General features: G+C 73.8%; 14 protein-coding genes. 6 read left to right on the top strand and 8 right to left on the bottom strand.

Going from position 1 to position 16,601, the window contains the following annotated elements; genetic code table 11:
- Window positions 1-208: 208 nt before the first annotated feature.
- The gene (locus SD460_RS38420) at window positions 209-1,078 is read left to right on the top strand and encodes a DMT family transporter (RefSeq protein WP_438860863.1); all 870 of its coding nucleotides are present in this window, start codon (window positions 209-211) and stop codon (window positions 1,076-1,078) included.
- On the opposite strand, the gene SD460_RS38415 is transcribed toward SD460_RS38420, so the two are convergent.
- Both SD460_RS38415 and SD460_RS38410 read right to left on the bottom strand, forming a co-directional pair.
- Window positions 1,054-1,668, bottom strand: coding sequence for a GNAT family N-acetyltransferase (locus tag SD460_RS38415; RefSeq protein WP_318307458.1), 615 nt, complete (start codon window positions 1,666-1,668; stop codon window positions 1,054-1,056). The genes SD460_RS38420 and SD460_RS38415 overlap by 25 nt on opposite strands.
- The gene (locus tag SD460_RS38410; protein WP_318307457.1) at window positions 1,665-2,177 is read right to left on the bottom strand and encodes a YbaK/EbsC family protein; all 513 of its coding nucleotides are present in this window, start codon (window positions 2,175-2,177) and stop codon (window positions 1,665-1,667) included. The genes SD460_RS38415 and SD460_RS38410 overlap by 4 nt, the downstream gene beginning before the upstream one ends.
- Before the next feature lie 802 nt (window positions 2,178-2,979).
- Here SD460_RS38410 and SD460_RS38405 point away from each other — a divergent pair.
- From SD460_RS38405 to SD460_RS38385, 5 genes are all read left to right on the top strand, one after another.
- Window positions 2,980-3,393 (top strand): SAV_6107 family HEPN domain-containing protein, encoded by a 414-nt coding sequence (locus tag SD460_RS38405; protein ID WP_290052399.1) that lies wholly within the window; start codon window positions 2,980-2,982, stop codon window positions 3,391-3,393.
- Window positions 3,383-4,150, top strand: a complete 768-nt coding sequence (locus SD460_RS38400) for a maleylpyruvate isomerase family mycothiol-dependent enzyme (protein ID WP_290052398.1) — start codon at window positions 3,383-3,385, stop codon at window positions 4,148-4,150. The genes SD460_RS38405 and SD460_RS38400 overlap by 11 nt, the downstream gene beginning before the upstream one ends.
- Window positions 4,151-4,208: 58 nt before the next feature.
- A complete protein-coding gene (locus SD460_RS38395) occupies window positions 4,209-4,940 on the top strand; it encodes a VOC family protein (protein WP_290052396.1) in 732 nt (243 codons plus the stop codon).
- A 77-nt stretch (window positions 4,941-5,017) separates the two neighbouring features.
- Window positions 5,018-5,791: an alpha/beta fold hydrolase gene (locus tag SD460_RS38390; RefSeq protein ID WP_290052394.1), complete on the top strand. Its 774-nt coding sequence runs from the start codon at window positions 5,018-5,020 to the stop codon at window positions 5,789-5,791.
- A 74-nt stretch (window positions 5,792-5,865) separates the two neighbouring features.
- Window positions 5,866-6,927 carry a GNAT family N-acetyltransferase gene (locus tag SD460_RS38385; protein WP_318307686.1) on the top strand — a complete coding sequence of 354 codons (1,062 nt, stop codon included), beginning with the start codon at window positions 5,866-5,868 and terminating at the stop codon, window positions 6,925-6,927.
- Here SD460_RS38385 and def read toward each other — a convergent pair.
- The 6 genes from def to SD460_RS38355 form a co-directional block, all read right to left on the bottom strand.
- Window positions 6,924-7,424, bottom strand: coding sequence for a peptide deformylase (gene def / locus SD460_RS38380; protein ID WP_290052393.1), 501 nt, complete (start codon window positions 7,422-7,424; stop codon window positions 6,924-6,926). The two genes, SD460_RS38385 and def, sit on opposite strands and share 4 nt — an antisense overlap.
- Before the next feature lie 117 nt (window positions 7,425-7,541).
- Window positions 7,542-12,230, bottom strand: a complete 4,689-nt coding sequence (locus SD460_RS38375) for a DEAD/DEAH box helicase (protein ID WP_318307456.1) — start codon at window positions 12,228-12,230, stop codon at window positions 7,542-7,544.
- Entirely contained in the window at window positions 12,211-13,011 is an 801-nt protein-coding gene (locus SD460_RS38370) for a DeoR/GlpR family DNA-binding transcription regulator (RefSeq protein WP_290052390.1), read from the bottom strand. Before SD460_RS38370 ends, SD460_RS38375 begins: the two co-directional genes overlap by 20 nt.
- Window positions 12,983-14,260: an MFS transporter gene (locus SD460_RS38365; RefSeq protein ID WP_290052388.1), complete on the bottom strand. Its 1,278-nt coding sequence runs from the start codon at window positions 14,258-14,260 to the stop codon at window positions 12,983-12,985. Before SD460_RS38365 ends, SD460_RS38370 begins: the two co-directional genes overlap by 29 nt.
- Window positions 14,257-15,285 carry a 4-hydroxythreonine-4-phosphate dehydrogenase PdxA gene (gene pdxA, locus SD460_RS38360; protein ID WP_290052387.1) on the bottom strand — a complete coding sequence of 343 codons (1,029 nt, stop codon included), beginning with the start codon at window positions 15,283-15,285 and terminating at the stop codon, window positions 14,257-14,259. The genes SD460_RS38365 and pdxA overlap by 4 nt, the downstream gene beginning before the upstream one ends.
- Window positions 15,282-16,532, bottom strand: coding sequence for a four-carbon acid sugar kinase family protein (locus tag SD460_RS38355; RefSeq protein ID WP_318307455.1), 1,251 nt, complete (start codon window positions 16,530-16,532; stop codon window positions 15,282-15,284). The genes pdxA and SD460_RS38355 overlap by 4 nt, the downstream gene beginning before the upstream one ends.
- Window positions 16,533-16,601 lie beyond the last annotated feature (69 nt).

Below are 16,601 nucleotides of genomic sequence, written 5' to 3'. Positions count from 1 at the left end.
GCGGGCGGGGTCACCGGAAAACCGGTGGCCCCGCTTCGTTTTTCCCCGTTAGGTTCGCCCCGTGCACCGGATCTTCCTCGTCACCCCACCGCCCCGCGCCTGAGCGGGGTGGTCCCTCGCCGCGTGGCCTGAGCGCCCGCGGCCGCTTCGTCTTGCGCACCGCCCCGCGTCGTCGATCTCCCTTTCCTTCGACGCAGGAGCGTTTCCCTTGGTGTCTGTACCCACGCGCGCCCGTTCCTCGGCCGCGCTCGTCCTCGCCGGTGTCCTCTGGGGCACCGGCGGCCTCGCCGGTTCGCTGCTCGGCGACCTCGCTGGCCTCCACCCGCTCGCCGTCGCCGCTTACCGGCTGCTCGTCGGCGGCGGGGTCGCCACCCTGTTCGTCCTGGTGAAGGGCGGCACCTTCCCGCGGACGGCCGGCGCGGTCAACCGCGTTCTCGCCGTCGGCGGGCTGTTCGCGCTGTTCCAAGCGAGCTACTTCGCCGCGGTATCGCTGAGCTCGGTCAGCATCGCGACCATGACCACGATCGGCGCCGCGCCCGTCGTGGTCACCCTCGCCGGTACGCGGAAACCCCGCGGCTGGACGCTGGTGTCCGTGGCGGGCACGCTCGCCGGCCTGGTGCTGCTCCGCTGGTCACCCGACGCGGTGGCCACGCTCGGCGGCCTCGGCTTCGCGCTGCTGGCCGCGGCGGGCTTCGCGGCGTTGACGCTGCTCACCGCGAAGCCGGTCGAGGGCCTCGAGCCACTGCCCACGACGGCGTTCGGCGGCCTGGCCGGCGGTCTGCTGCTCACGCCGGTCGTGAGCTGGACCGGGATGGCGCTGCCGCTGCACGCGGACGTCCTCCTGGTGGCCTGCTACCTCGGCGTCGTCCCGACCGCGCTCGCCTACACCGCGTACCTGCGCGGCCTGACCGGCGCGCACCCGGTGCTGGGCGCGCTGTCGGCGGTGCTGGAGCCGTTGACGGCGGCCGTGCTGTCCGCGGTGCTGCTCGGGGAACGGCTGAGCGGCACGGCGTGGTGCGGCGCGGCCGTGCTGGTCGCCGCGCTGGTGGTCGGCTACTGGCGGCCCGAACCGCGGTGAACCTCCGGCGCTGCCCCTCGGCGATCCTCGAGGGGCAGCGCCCGCCCGAGGATCGCGAACGGCCGCGGGTCACCGGCGAAGTGGTAGTCGCGCAGGACGTCGACGAACCCGGTCCGGCGGTAGAGCTTCCACGCCCGGCTGGTGCCCTCCGGCGTGGAGAGCAGCACGTTCGCGCTCGGCACGCCGTCGAGGAGGGCGCGCAGCAGGTCCTCGCCGATCTGGTGCCCCTGGTTCTCCGGCTTGACGTGGATCTCGGTCAGCTCGAAGTAGTCGGCCAGCCAGCGGTCGGCCTCGGCGGGCCCGAACCGGCGGCTCAGGCCGTGGCGCACCTGCTCGTGCCACCACTGCCCGGCCCGGCCGCGGTAGCCGTAGGCCAGCCCGAGCAGGACGTCGTCGGCGTCGAGCGCGGCCATGCAGCGCCAGCCCTCGCGCAGCGCGTGGGTGAGCCACATCGGCGCCCGTTGTTCGGCGGTGCCCGCCGGGTAGCGCATCGCCCGCACGTAGATGTCGAGCGCTTCGGGCAGGCGTGCGCGGAACTCGTCCGTCGAGAGCTGGACGTAGCGGGAGCAGCCGGCGGGCATCGCGGTCACAGCGATCCATCTTCCTCCGCGCCGCTGAGCGCGCCGGGGGTGCCCCCGGTCAACGCCACGAGGTCCGCGAACGTGGTGGGGTAGACGGTCTTGGGGTGCCCGGCGGCGGCCCACACGACGTCGTGGGCGCGCAGCGCGGTGTCCACCAGCGTCGGCAGCGGCCGCGGGTGCCCGACGGGGGCGACGCCGCCGATCGGCTGCCCGGTGTGCGCCCGCACGAAGTCGGCGTCGGCCTTGCCGATTTCGCCGCCGGCCAGCCGCGCGAGGGTGGCCGGATCCGCGCGGTGGGCACCGGAGGTCAGCGCGAGGAGCGCGTTTTTGTCGGACCCCAGGCGGAAGATGAGGCTGTTGGCGATGGCGCCGACGGGCACACCGAGTGCTTCGGCCGCCTGGGCGGCGGTCCGCACCTCGGCGGCCAGGACGCGGATGCCTTCGGCGGCGGTGTGCTGCCCGGCTTCGGCCAGCGCGGCCGCCACCTTGGCGACGGCGGGGTGGTCCAGCGAACTCATGGGCCTATGAGATCACGCCGCCGACCTGGTGTCCCGGGGGATTCCACCCCTGGGGTTGAGCGGATGCCCGGTCGGGGGTTACTCTGGAAATTGTTCGAACAGACGTTCGACATCTGGTGAGCGCGCACCGGTCAGGTGCCCGGCCCCGGGACGGGGGAAGCGTCTCGGCGCCGGGTACCGGATCGAGCTCACGCCGCGCAGGAGGAGGGTCGCCATGTCCGTCAAGGTCGTGTCCCCCACGGACCCCGGGCAGCCCCAGCTGCCCATGTCGCTGCGCCCCCCGGTAACCCCGGCGGCGGCCGGCACCCACCACGGCCGCCCCCGCCGCCCTCGCCCGACCCCGCCGGTTTCGGCCGCGGAGCTGGGCCAGCCCGAGCTGCCGATGACACCGCCCCCGTCGGAGCAGGTGGCTGCGACTGCGGCTGCTCCGGCGGCGGTGGAGTCGTCGCGGTCGGCCGACGCCCCGCGCTCGGCTGGCGCGACCGCTGACGTGCCGGTTGCAGCTGCCGTGGCCGACGCCCCGCAGCCGGCCACCGCTGCTGACCCGCCCGTGGTGGCTGCCCCCGCCGATGTCCCTCACCCGGCCGCCACGATTGCTGACTTGCCGCAGCCGGCCCCGTCGGCCGACACCCCGCGACCGGCCGCCACCAACGCTGGCTCGGCCGAGGCTCCGCCCGCGGCCGTCGCTGGCTTGCCGATGCCCCTCCGCCCGCCTGCCGCGAACCCGCCGGCGACCAGCGCCGCCCGGCCGCAGGCCGTGGCGCTGAGTCCGGCCGCCGGTTCCGATCAGTCCCAGCTGCCCATGTCCCTCCGCCCGCCGGCCCCGCCCGCCGCGGCCGCTCTCCTTGCGCAAGCTCGGCGTGGGCTGGCCGAGGCCGAGCGGGAGACCACCGCCGCCGAGCGGTTCATCGGGGCCTACCTCGCCGCTCTGCGTGGGGCTGCCGCCGTGCTCGAGGCTCGGGGGCGGCCGCATCGGGGGCGGGCTCGGCCGGCCAGCAGCTGGGTCCTGCTCGACTCCGTCGCGCCCGAGCTGCGCGAGTGGTCCGCGTTCTTCGCGGGCAACTCCGCGACTCGCGCCGCCGCGCAGGCCGGGATCACCGGCAAGGTCACCGGGGAGTCGGCCGCGCAGCTGGTGCGCGTGGCCGGGCTGTTCCTGGAGCTCGTCCGCCGGCTGGTGCACGGCCTGCCGATCAGCGGGGAAGCCCATGTCGCGTGAGCACGGCCCGGTCGACCAGGGGCGGCTGCTCACGGCGCTGGGGATCGAAGGCCGCGTGCTCGCCGAGGCCGTGCACGCCGCTCCGCTCGAAGCGCCGGTGCCCGCCTGCCCCGGCTGGTCGATCGGCGAGGTGGCGCGGCACGTCGGGAGCCTCTACCGGATGGTCCGGCGCCGGCTCGCGGAGGGCCGCAGCCCCGAAGACTGGCCGCGCGATCCCGAACCCGGCCAGCCGCTGCACGAGTTCCTCGAGACGGGCCTGGCCGAGCTGCTCGACGAGCTCGCCGCCCACGAGCCTGACGAGCGCGCCGACACCTGGTGGCCGGCGGACCCGACCTACGGGTTCTGGCGGCGCCGGATGCTGCACGAGACGCTGATCCACCGCGTCGACGTCGAACAGGCGGCGGGCTCCGAGCCGCGTGGCGTGGCCGACGACCTGGCGATCGACGGCATCGACGAGGCGCTCACCCTGTGGTTCGGCCAGAAGCTGCCGATGCTCGGGCTCACCGGCACGAAAGCGGGTTCGGTCGGCGTGCGCACCGGCGCGCACAGCTGGATCGCGCGCGCCGGACCCGAAATCACCGAGGCCTGGCGCTGTTCGGCCGAGGAGGCCGAGGCCGCGGACGACGTCGTCACGGCGAAGCCCGCGCAGGTCTACCTGTGGCTCTGGGGCCGCGCGTCCCTGACCTCGGTGACCGTGCGCGGCGTGCACGACCAGGCGGCCCAGCTCTGGGCGCTGCTGCGGCTCGCGACCCGATGAACCGGCCGGTGGGGAAGCCGAACCGGAACTGTCGGGGGTGGCGGTTAGCCTGCGCCGCATGAACACACGCCTGGTGAACCTGGTGATCGACGCGGCGCGGCCGGAGGTCCTGGCGGACTTCTGGGCCGCGCTGCTCGGCTGGCGTGCCGTCGCCGAAGAGCTCGGCGAAGTCGACGTGCGCGCCCCGGAAACCGACGGCTGGGACCTGGACCTCGTCTTCGTCCCGGTCCCGGACCCCAAGGTGGTGAAGAACCGGATCCACCTGGACCTGGCGAGCCGGACCCCCGAGCACCAGGCCGAGCTGGTGGCCCGGGCCCTCGAGCTCGGCGGTGACCGGGTCGACCTCGGCCAGGGCGCGGTGCCGTGGGTCGTGCTGGCGGATCCGGAAGGCAACGAGTTCTGCGTCCTCGAGCCGCGGGAGCGCTACACCGGCACTGACGCGGTGGCGTCGATCGTGGTTGACGCCCACGATCCGGAGCAGCTGGCGGCGTTCTGGACGGGGATCACGGGGTGGCCGGTCCAATCCCGCGAAGGTGACGTCCTGGTCGGGCTGCGCGCGCCGTCGGAACGCGGGCCGTGGCTGGAGTTCCTCCGCACCGGCGACGTCAAGCGCGGCAAGAACCGGGTCCACCTCGACGTCGCGCCGCCGGCGGGCGCGGACCACGCCGCGGCGGTGACGGAGGTCGTCGCGGCCGGTGCGGCGCCGGCGGACCTGGGCGGCCCGGCGCTGCCGTGGCGGGTGCTGACCGATCCGGAGGGCAACGAGTTCTGCGTGCTCACCCCGCGCTGACCTAGCTTGGAGGGCATGGAGACCTTCGACTGGCAGGGGCGCCGGATCGCCTGGGACAGCGCCGGCTCCGGGCCCCGGTGGTGTTCTGCCACGGCACGCCGTGGTCGTCGTGGCTGTGGCGGCCCTTCGCCGAGGCGCTGAGCAGCGACTTCACCGTCTACCTCTGGGACATGCCCGGCTACGGCCGGTCTTCGAAGGACGCGGGCCACCCGGTCGGCTTCGACGTCCAAGCCGAAGCGTTCCAAGCGCTGCTCGCGCACTGGGAGCTCGACCGGCCGCACGTCGTCGCCCACGACTACGGCGGCGCGGTCTCGCTGCGCGCCCACCTGTTCCACGGCGTGCCCTACGCGTCGCTGCTGCTGGCCGACGCCGTGGTGATCCCGCCGTCGGGCTCGCCGTTCTTCCAGCTCGTCAAGGAGCACCCCGACGTGCTCGCGCGGGTGCCGGCGTACATCCACGAGGCGCTGGTCCGGGCCTACGTCGCCAACGCGAGCCACCGCGGGCTGCGGGAAGCCGACGTCGACGAGCTCGCCGCCCCGTGGCTCGGCGACGAGGGCCAGCCGGCGCTCTACCGCCAGATCGCGGCGTACGACGAGAGCTACCTGGCCGAGAACGACAAGCGGCTGAGCCGGGTCGACGTGCCCGTGCACGTCCTGTGGGGCACCGAAGACACGTGGATCCCGATCGACATCGGCGAGCGGCTCGCCGCGGGCATCCCCGGCGCGAAGTTCACCCCGATCCGCGACGCCGGCCACCTGGTCCAGCTGGACGCCCCGGTCGCGCTGGCGACCGAGCTGCGGTCCTGGCTGGCGAGTGTTTCGCCGGGGTTGCCGGGTGGCGTCGAACGCTGACCTGCGCGAAACACCGGCGTCCTGGGGCGGCAACAACCACCGGGGACCGTGGGGGCATGGAGACCTCCAGAGCGTTGCCCCAGCCGGATCGGACGGCCGCCGTCGAGGAGCCCGCCGGCGCGTCGGCGTGGCGGGTGCGGGTCCGGATGCACGACCACCCGGGCACCCTGGCCCGCCTCGCCATCCGGCTCGCCGACCTGGAGTGCAACATCCTCGGCCTGAGCGTGCTGCCGGTGCCCGGCGGCGTGCTCGACGAGATCGTGCTGCGCCCCGCGACCGGCCTGCCCCGGCGGCGCCTGGTCGAAGCCATCCGCGCCGAGGGCTGCGAATGCACCGCGATCATCGACGCCGACGTCCGCGAGCTGGTCGACCCGTCCGCGTCGACGCTGCTGGCGGCCCGCCGCGCCGTCGACGACCCGGGCCGCCTCGCCGAAGTGCTGAAGGACGTCCTCGCCGCGGACGTCGTCACGCTGGTCCCCGCCACCGAGGCGAACCCGGCTCGCACCGAGAGCGGGCACCGGGCGGTGTTCGCGCTGGCCGGCGACCGCGCGCTGGTGGCGCGCCGTCGTTGGGCGCCGTTCGTGCAGCTGGAGCTGACCCGCGCCGGAGCGCTGGTGGCGCTGCTCACGGCGGCGGCCCGGAACGCGTCCGGCCCGGTCGTGCTCGACCGCCCCGACGGCGCCGCGATCGTCCTGCGCAAAGGCGTCCCCGGCGACGCCGACGCGGTGGCCGACCTGCACCGCCGCTGCTCGATGGCGACGCTCTTCCGGCGCTACCACTCGGGCGTGCGGACGGTCCCGCGCCGCTGGCTGCACCGGCTGCTGGTGCCCCCGCGCGGAACCAGCGTGCTGGCGGTGTTCGGCCGCGAGGTGATCGGCCTGGCCCAGCTCATCCCGGCCGCGTCGGGGACCGCCGAGATCTCCCTGCTGGTGGAGGACGACTGGCAGCAGCAGGGCATCGGCACGGCACTGCTGGCTCGGCTCGCGGTCCTCGCGGAGACCCAGGGCATCACGGAGCTGTCGGCGGACTGCCTGACCGGCGACGACGTCCTGCCCCGCACGGCGGCCCGGGCCGGCCTGCGGACGGAACGAGCCGTCGAGGACGGCGCCAAGCTGCGGCTCTTCCTGCCTGCCTAGCGCTTCCAGAACCAGTCTTTGTCCCGCGCCTCGCGCAGGGCGGACTTCTTGCGCTCGGCGGTGAGCCGGTCGAGGTAGAGGACGCCGTCGAGGTGATCGGTTTCGTGCTGGAGACACTGGGCGAGCACGTCTTCTCCTTCGACCTCGATGGGCTCGTTGTGGACGTCGACGCCCCGGACCTTGGCGTGCTTGGCGCGCCGGGTGGGGAACCACAGCTCCGGCACGGAAAGGCAGCCTTCGCCGATTTCGTGCGTCTCCTCGGAGAGCTCGACGATCTCGGGGTTGACGACGTACCCGGTGAGGCCGGCGACGTCATAGCTGAAAACCCGCAACCCGACGCCGATCTGCGGCGCGGCCAGCCCGGCCCGCCCGGCGGGTTTGACCGAGTCGACCAGGTCCCGCACGAGCGCTTCGAGCTTTTCGTCGAACACGGTGACCGGATCGCAGACGGACTTGAGGATCGGGTCGCCGAAATAGCGCAGTTCGCGCATCGCCATGAGCAGAACATCCTTCGTGCGGTGTCGGACTGGCAGCTTAGGGCAGCCCGCGGCGGGGTCGCGGATGCCTGCGGTGTGCCTCGCGCACCGCCACCCGGGCGCCGATCCTTTCCCTCCTCAGGCTCGTAGGCGCAGGCCCGACGGTGTCGCCCGGAAACCCGCTTCCCGCAGCACTTCCGCCAGCTCCGAGGTGAGGGCTTGCTCGCCGTCCGCGCGCTGGACGGACAGCTGGCCCAGCCAGCCCTCGCGGACCGCCGCCGACAGTGCCTGGGCCGCGTCCGACAAGGGTTTTCGTTCCTCCGTGAAGCTCAGCAGTGAGCGGCCTCCTCGCTCGACGTACAGGGCCGGGACCCCGTCCACCAGGACCGCCAGTGCTCCGGCCTTGCGGGCGGGACGGTGTTTCGTGTCGCCCGTCGCCGCCGGCCAGGGGAGGGCGGCGCCGTAGGGCTGGGCCGGGTCCGCCGCGGCCAGCACCACCGCGCGGCCGGGGGCCGGGCGGCCCGGGCCGGACACGGCGCGCAGGCGGTCCACCGCGCCCTTCGCCGCGAACTGGGCCGCGCCGAGGCCCTCCACGACGTAGCCGCGGATCACCTGGCCCGTGTCCTCCATGCCGCGCAGGACCTTGTAGATCCCCGAGAACCCGCCGGTGACGCGTTCGGTGTCGAGTGCGCCGCGGGTCAGGACGCCGTGGCGCTCCAGGAACGCCTCCGTGCGGGCGTGGGCCCGGCGGGTCGCGTCGGTTTCGCGCGGCGGGGTCAGCGCCCACCGGCCCGCCACGGTCGGCGGCCCGGACCGCGACGGCATCTGCGGCCGCCCGGCCCGCAACCGCGCGTACCGGCCGCGGGGCGCCTGGCGCCGGGGTTTGTGCGCGCCGTGCCCGGCGACCTGGGCCCGCAGCGGGCCCAGCGTGTCGCCCGTGACCAGCCCCGCCCACACCAGGTCCCACAGCGCCGCCACGACTTCGGCGTCACTCGGTGCCTTCTCGACCAGCACGGTCGCGCGGTCCACCAGCTGGCGGAAGAACAGCGCGCCACCCTCCAAAGTGGACACGATCGCGTCGTGCAGCGGCCCGGTCGGGATGTCTTCGACGACCTCGGGCAGCAGCAGGTCGGCGACGTCCGTGGGAGCGAGGGCGATCCAGCCGTCCCCGCCGGACAGCGCGCCGCAGCCCGCCCAGGTGACCTCGCCCGCCGTCGTCAGCTCGTCCAGCAGCGCGGGGGAGTAACCCGGCAGCCGGCCGGGCAGGATCAGCGACTCCACCGCGCTCGCCGGCAACGGCGCCCCGGCGAGCTGCTCGACCACCGACAGCACGTCGTCCGCCGTCGGCGCCGCCCGGACGCGGCCGCCGAACCCGTGCCACGCGGGCAGGAACCGGCCCAGCGCCGCCGGTTCGACCGGCTCGACCTCCGCCCGCAGCTTCGCCAGCGAAGCCCGCCGCAGCCGGCGCAGGACCGCCGAATCGCAGTACTCGATCCCGACCCCGTGGGTATCGGGATGGCCGACCGGGCTCAGCTCGCCGCGCACCAGGCGGCCTTCCCCGGTCATCCGGTCGAGGACGCCGGTGACGACGGCCAGGCCCAGCCCGAACCGCTTCGCCGCGTCCGCCGCGGCGAACGGCCCGCGGCTGCGGGCGTAGCGCGACAGCAGGTCGCCGAGCGGGTCCGCGACCGGTTCGGTGAACGCCTCGGGCACGCCGACCGGCAGCGCCGTGCCCAGCGCGTCCCGCACCTTGCCCGAGTCCTCGATCGCCAGGAACCGTTCCTCGCCGCCGATCCGCACCCGGATCGCCCGCCGCGCCGCTTCCAGTTCGGTGAGCCACTCCGCCTGGATCCCGCGTTCGGCGGCCTCCTCGACGGTCAGGTCGCCGAGGAACCGCAACAGGTCCGCGGCGTCCTCGGCCGACCGCGCGTGCCGGTCGGGTTCGAGCCGCTGCAGCGACCGTTCCACCTCGCGCACGGCTTCCGGGTCGAGCAGTTCGCGGATCGCTTCGGTGCCGAGGAGTTCGGCGAGCAGCGCCGAATCCAGCGACAGCGCCGCCGCCCGCCGTTCGGCCAGCGGTGCGTCGGTCTCGTACAGGAACATCCCGACGTAGCCGAAGAGCAGGCTGCGCGCGAACGGCGACGCGGCCGGCGTCTCGACCTCCACCAGCCGGACCTTGCGCGCGCGGACGTCGGCCATCAGCTCCCGCAGGCCGCTCACGTCGTAGACGTCCTGCAGGACTTCCCGCATCGCCTCCAGCACGACCGGGAACCGTTCGTACTTCGCCGCCACCGAAAGCAGCTGCGACGCGCGTTGCCGTTGCTGCCACAGGGGAGTACGGCGCCGCGGGTCCCGGCGGGGCAGCAGCAGCGACCGCGCCGCGCATTCCCGGAAGCGGGCCGCGAACACCGCCGAGCCGCCGACTTCGGCGACGATGAGCTGCTCCACCTCTTCGGGATCGAGCAGCACGTCGTCGGCGCCGATGGTGACGTCGCCGCCCTCGGAATCCAGCGCGTCCGGCAGGCGCAGGACGATGCCGTCGTCGGAGTGCGCCACCTGCGCGTCGACCCCGCGGTTTTCCCGCAGCCGCGCCGCGATCGCGAGCGCCCACGGCGCGTTCACCTGCGCGCCGAACGGCGAGTGCAGGATGATCCGCCAGTCACCCAGCTCGTCGCGGTAGCGCTCCAGCAGGAGCGTCCGGTCGTTCGGCACGTGCCGGGTCGCGGACTTCTGCTCGGCCAGGTAGGCGAGCAGGTTGTCCGACGCCCGCTGGTCCAGCCCCGCCGCGGCGGCCCGGTCCCTGGCCTTCTGGTCGTCCGATGTGGACAGTTCGCGGACGAACTTCCCCAGCGCCCGGCCGAGTTCCAGCGGACGCCCCGGCGCGTCGCCCTTCCAGAACGGCATCCGCGCCGGCTCACCGGGCGCGGGCACCACGATGACCCGGTCGTGCGTGATGTCGGTGATCCGCCACGACGACGTGCCGAGCAGGATGGTGTCGCCGACGCGCGACTCGTACACCATCTCCTCGTCGAACTCGCCGACGCGCGAACCGGGCTTGTCGTCCGCGCCCGGCGTCATCACGGTGAACAGGCCGCGGTCCGGGATGGTGCCGCCCGAGGTCACGGCCAGCCGCTGCGAACCGGGCCGCCCGCGCAGCTCGCCGCTGATGCGGTCCCAGGTGATCCGCGCCCGCAGTTCGCCGAACTCCTCGCTCGGGTACCGGCCCGCGAGCATGTCGAGCACCGCGTGCAGCGCGTCGTCCGGCAGCGACGCGAACGGCGCCGCTCGCCGCACCAGCGACGCCAGGTCCGCCACCGTCCACGGTTCCAGCGCCACCATGGCCACGACGTGCTGCGCGAGGACGTCGAGCGGGTTGCGGGGGTAGCGGACCGCCTCGATCGCGCCGCTCGCCATCCGCTCCGCCACCACCGCGCACGAGACGAGGTCGCCGCGGAACTTCGGGAACATCACCCCGGACGACACCGCGCCGACCTGGTGCCCGGCCCGGCCGACGCGCTGCAGCCCGGACGCCACCGTGGGCGGCGCCTCGATCTGCACCACCAGGTCGACCGCGCCCATGTCGATGCCCAGCTCCAGCGACGACGTCGCCACCACGCACGGCAGCCGCCCGGACTTGAGGTCCTCCTCGACGTGCGTGCGCTGCTCCCGCGACATCGACCCGTGGTGCGCCCGCGCGATGACCGGCGGCGCGCCGGTGCTCACCCCGGACTGCCCGACGGCTTCGGCCGGGAACGTGTCGGCCGGGGTCAGCTCCGTCTGCTCGGCGGCCAGTTCGTTGAGCCGGGCCGTCATCCGCTCGGTGAGCCGCCGGGAGTTGGCGAACACGATCGTCGAGCGGTGGTCCTGGATCAGGCTCAGCACCCGCTCCTCGACGGCCGGCCAGATCGACGGCCGCTGCACCGGGTTGCCGGCGATCTCCTCCAGCGTGCCGATGCCACCGGGTGCGACGTCACCCGGCGGGAACGCCTCGGTCAGCGACTCCAACGACTCGAGCGACCCGAGCGACTCCAGCTCGTCGAGCGGGCTGGGCGCCGGGCCGCGGCGGGGCGCGTCGAGGTTGCTCATGTCCTCGACCGGGACCTCGACGCGGACCTCGATGGTCTTCGCCAGCTTCGGCTGGACCACCCGCACCGGGCGGCCGCCGGCCAGGAACGCGCTCACCTCGTCGACCGGGCGGACCGTCGCCGACAGGCCGATCCGCTGCGCGGGCTTGGGGAGGAGGGAGTCCAGCCGCTCCAGCGAGAGCGCGAGGTGCGCGCCGCGCTTGCCGCCGGCGACCGCGTGCACCTCGTCGACGATCACGGTCTCGACGCCGCGCAGCGACTCCCGCGCCGAGGACGTGAGGATGAGGAACAGCGACTCCGGCGTGGTCACCAGCACGTCCGGCGGGGTCTTGCCGAACGAGCGGCGCTCGGCCGCGGTCGTGTCGCCGGTGCGCATGCCGACTTCGATCTCCGGCACCGGCAACCCGAGCCGCCGGGACGCCTGCGAGATGCCGGCGAGCGGTGCGCGCAGGTTCCGCTGGACGTCGACGGCGAGCGCCTTCAGCGGCGAGACGTAGAGGATCCGGCAGCGTTTGGTGGCCTCCGCCGGCGGCGGCTCCACCGAGAGCCGGTCGAGCGCCCAGAGGAACGCCGACAGCGTCTTGCCGGACCCGGTCGGCGCGACGACGAGGGCGTGCTCACCCGCGTGCGCCGCCCGCCAGGCCCCTTCCTGCGCCGCGGTGGGCGCGGCGAAGGCCCCCGCGAACCAGTCCCGGGTCGCGGGGGAGAAGAGGTCGAGCACGTCATCTGCCACGCCGTCCATGATGCGCGGCACCCCCGACAATTTCGGCCTCGCCGGCCAGGATCACGCTCTCGGCGAACTGCGGGTACGTGACGTCGGCCTTCGGCTCGTCGGTGATCAGCCGGTAGTCGCGGTCCAGCGGCGCCCAGTAGGAAAAAGGGGCCTGGTCCAGCTTGGAGTGGTCGGCCAGCACGTACGCCTCGCCGCCCGCGTGGAGTATCGCGTGCTTGACCACCGACTGCTCGAGTGAGGGACAGCACAGCCCCCGGCCGTCGACCACGCCGTCCGCGCCCAGGAACACCCGATCGGGTGAGATGTGCCGCAGCTGGGCCAGCACGGTCTCGCCCAGGATCGCTTCGTTGGGGTGCCGCAGCCGGCCGCCGAGGACGATCAGGTCGATCCCGGCGAACCCGGCCAGCTCGCGGATGGCGGTGACGCCGTTGGTGACCACCGTCAGCCCCTCCCGGTGGGCGAGGTGCCGGGCGAGCCTGCCGGTGGTCGTGCCGGCGTCGAGCAGCACCACCTCGCCGTCCTCGACCAGCGCGGCGGCCTCGCGGGCGATGGCCTCCTTGGCCGCCGCGTGCTCCTGGTCCTTTTCCCGGGGACTGCGTTCGGTGTCGAGCGCGCCGCCGTAGGTGCGGACGACGTGCCCGGCCCCGGCGAGGGAGGCGAGGTCGCGGCGGATCGTCGACTCGGAGACACCGAACTCCGCGGCCAGCTCCGCGATGCCGCCGGAGCCGTCGCGGACGGCCTCCAGGAGCATCGCGCGCCGGTCACGGGTGCCTGGTCGCGGCTGGGACATGCGCCGACTCTTCCACAACCGCGGGTTTCAGCCCGAAGAACGCCAGCCCGGCGGCCACGGCGAGGAACGCGGCCAGCACGACGAACCCGGTGGTGGCGCTGCCGGTGACGTCGGTGAGCCAGCCGACCAGGTAGGGACCGGCGAACCCGCCGAGGTTGCCGAGGGCGTTGATCAGGCCCATCGCCACGGCGACCACCTCGATGCCGAGGAGCCGGCTGGGGATCGCCCAGAACGGCCCGTACGGCATGTACACGCCGGTCGCCACGACGCAGAGCAGGATCAGCTGCACGGCCGGTGGCCAGTGCACGAGGTTGCCCACCAGGAGCCCGGCGATGGCCACCAGCAGCGGCAGGGTGACCGCGAGCCGCCGGTCGCCGGTCCGGTCCGACCAGTGCGCGCACGCGACCATCCCGGCCAGTGCGAGGACGTACGGCACGGCCGAAAGGAACCCGACCGCGGTGGCCGAACCGCCCGTCATCGTCTTCACCACCGACGGCAACCACAAGCTGAACCCGTAGAAGCCGGTGATCCAGAAGAAATAGATGCCGATCAGCAGCAGCACCTGCCGGTTCGCCAGCGCTTGCCGGTAACCCTGCTTCGCGAACGCGGGCTTCGCGTCTTCTTCGGCCTTCAAGGTCGTTTCGAGGTACTCGCGCTCCTCGGCGGAGATCCACCGGGCCTTGGCCGGCCGGTCGGCCACCGCGAACCACCAGACGACCGCCCACAGCAGCGGTGGCAGGCCCTGGAGCACGAACACCCAGCGCCACGACATGTGGTCGAGCATCAGCCCGGACAGCGGCGACATGATGATCGCCGAGATCGGCAGGCACGTCATCCACAGCGCGTTCGCCCTGGCCCGTTCCGCCTGCGGGAACCACGACGCCAGCAGGATCAGCACCGCGGGCCACACGCCGCCTTCGAACAGCCCGAGCAGCAGCCGGGCCAGGTGCAGCTGCGTTTCGTTCCGCACCAGCCCGCACAGCACCGCCGCGATCGACCACGCGATCATCAGGATCAGCACGGTCTTGCGGGCGCTCCACTTCGCCGCCAGCACCGCCGCCGGGATCTGCAGGACGAGGTAGCCGACGAAGAAGATGCCGCTCGCCAGCCCCTTCGCGCTGGCGGACAACGGGAAGTCGTCGCCGATGTAGGGCAGGATCACCGCGACGTTCGTGCGGTCGAGGTAGGCCAGCATGTACATGACCACCGCGACCGGGATGACGTAGGCCCAGCGCTTGCGGGGGATCACCGGACGCTCGGCGGGTAGATCGCGGGCAGCTTCCGGGCGTACGGCGCCAGCGTCGCCGCCGCCTTGAACGCGGCGCGCATGGTGCCGTGCGACGCCCGGCCCGTGCCGGCGATGTCGAACGCCGTGCCGTGGTCGACGGACGTGCGCAGGATCGGCAGGCCGACCGTCACCGAGACGGTGCCGTCGAAGTCGTAGGTCTTGGACGCGATGTGCCCCTGGTCGTGGTAGAGCGAGAGCACGCCGTCGAAGCGGCCCTGGATCCCTTGGTGGAACACGGAATCCGCCGGGATCGGGCCGACCACGTCGAGCCCCGCGGCGCGCGCGGCGGCGACCGCGGGCGCGATCGCGACGATCTCCTCGTCGCCGAACTTGCCGTTTTCCCCGCCGTGCGGGTTCAGCGCGGCCACGGCGAGCCTCGGTTTCTCCGTGCCGAACACTTCGAGCGCGGTGTAGGCCTCGCGGATCGCGTGCTCGATGTTCTCCCGCGTGATCCGGTCGAGCGCCTCGCGCAGCGAAAGGTGCCGCGTGGCGAAGAAGATCTTCAGCCCGGACACCCAGAACATCGTGTTGAACCGGGTCGAGCCGGTCAGCTCGCCGAGCATCTCGGTGTGCCCGAGGTGCCGGGAGCCGGCCGCCCAGATCGCCTCCTTGTTGATCGGCGCGGTCACGACCGCGTCGACCTCGCCGGCCAGCGCGAGCCGGGTGGCGACCTCGATCGCGCCGACCGCGGCGGCCCCCGCGGTCGCGTTGACCTCGCCCCACGGCAGGTCTTCGGTGACGACGCCGAGGTTGAGCACGTCGATCACGCCGGGGGTGAAGCGCGCGTCGGCGACCGTGGCGATCGGGTTGATCTCCACGGACAGGCCCAGGTGCCGGGCGACGCGGTCGAGCACCGGCGCGTCGCCGACCGCGACCCCGCGCGCCAGCTGCAGTGCCTCCGGCTCGGCCAGGGTCTTCAGGGTGATCTCCGGGCCGATGCCCACGGGATCGCCGAGGGTGACGGCGAGGAGGGGGAGGTCGCTCACGGGTTCTTCCTTCCGGTGGCCAGCACGTGGTTCAGGTGTTCCAGGCAGGCGACGGCGGCGTCGCGGCCGCCGATCAACCCGCCTTTGGTGGCGAAGGGCAGCCCCGCGTACGGCCCGCCGGACAGCCGTCCGGCCACCGCCAGTGGCAGGACTTCGGTGTCGATCTCGAAGCCTTCGGCCCCGAGCGACCGCGTGACCTCGACGGCGATGTCGCCGCCGGTGGCGTAGAGCCCGCCGATCCGGTGCGCGCCGAGCACCAGCCGGGTCGCTTCGCCCAGCGCGGGCGGGATCCGCGCCGCGACCGCCGGGTCGATCGGGGTGCCCGGCGCGGGGGCACGGGTGCGGATGCCGACGACCCGGTGCCCGGCGGCCAGGAGCTTCCCGGCTTCGTCGGCGATGGACGGCGGATCGGGCCGGTCCGCGGCGACGTCGACGTACCGCGCGTCCAGCACCAGCTCGGTTTCCAGCAGCTGGTCGTGGGTCTGGCCGGTGATGCTGCCGACCACCGCGAGCACCGGCGGGACCGTGTCGTGGCCGGGTGCGAGGCCCAGCGCCGCGGCCAGCCGGACGCCGAACGGCCCGGAGTCGACGGAGATCCACCGCGTGCCTTCGGCCGCCAGCCGGGCCGCGGCCTTGGCGACGGTGGTGAGGTGCCGGTTCGTCGTGGCGTCGCAGACGACGAGCCCGGCGGGGCACCGCAGGGCGGCTTCGACCGCGTCCACGCCCTCCTCGACGACGTCCAGCGGCAGTTCGGCGATATCGCGGCGCGTCGGCCCGAGGAGGGTGCGGACCCGCGAGGACCGGACCGGCGCCAGCGGGTCGCGCGCGGCGGGGCTTTCGGCCAGTGGCACGCCGTCGACCAGGTGCAGGCCGCCGAGGGTGACCCGGCCGGCGTCCGGGAAGGCGGGAACGACCAGCGCGCGGGCGGCGGGCGCCGACGCCAGGACGGCTTCGGTCTCCACGCCGACGTTGCCGCGCAGCGTCGTGTCCACGCGCTTCACCGTGAGTTCGACCGGCCCGGCGAGTTCGATCGCGCGGCGGACGGCCTGCCCGGCGTGTGACGGCGGAGCGTGCCGGGTACTCAAGTTGACCACCAGCGCGTCGATCCCGCTGTCCTCGCGGAAGCAGGGCGCGTCCGGCTCCAGCGGCGCGTTGACGGACACCGCGCGCAGCCCGAAGCGGGCATACAGCGCTCCGGTCGCGTTGCTGCCCGTGAGGTCGTCCCCGAGGACGAGCAACTTCGGCATCTTGACGCTCCTTTGCGCGGTTCATGCAACTCGGATGACCGAACTGCGCAACTATCGTGCCTCGTGATC

Source organism: Amycolatopsis solani, assembly GCF_033441515.1.
In the GTDB taxonomy this organism is placed as follows: domain Bacteria; phylum Actinomycetota; class Actinomycetes; order Mycobacteriales; family Pseudonocardiaceae; genus Amycolatopsis; species Amycolatopsis solani.
This window is presented reverse-complemented; position numbering and strand designations above follow the sequence as displayed.

Coding starts and splice junctions, on each gene's coding strand:
- SD460_RS38410 (WP_318307457.1), bottom strand. CDS start 2,177: ATGAGTTCGCTGGACCACCCCGCCGTCGCCAAGGTGGCGGCCGCGCTG.
- SD460_RS38405 (WP_290052399.1), top strand. CDS start 2,980: ATGTCCCTCCGCCCGCCGGCCCCGCCCGCCGCGGCCGCTCTCCTTGCG.
- SD460_RS38400 (WP_290052398.1), top strand. CDS start 3,383: ATGTCGCGTGAGCACGGCCCGGTCGACCAGGGGCGGCTGCTCACGGCG.
- SD460_RS38395 (WP_290052396.1), top strand. CDS start 4,209: ATGAACACACGCCTGGTGAACCTGGTGATCGACGCGGCGCGGCCGGAG.
- def (WP_290052393.1), bottom strand. CDS start 7,424: ATGGCGATGCGCGAACTGCGCTATTTCGGCGACCCGATCCTCAAGTCC.
- SD460_RS38375 (WP_318307456.1), bottom strand. CDS start 12,230: ATGGACGGCGTGGCAGATGACGTGCTCGACCTCTTCTCCCCCGCGACC.
- SD460_RS38370 (WP_290052390.1), bottom strand. CDS start 13,011: ATGTCCCAGCCGCGACCAGGCACCCGTGACCGGCGCGCGATGCTCCTG.
- SD460_RS38355 (WP_318307455.1), bottom strand. CDS start 16,532: ATGCCGAAGTTGCTCGTCCTCGGGGACGACCTCACGGGCAGCAACGCG.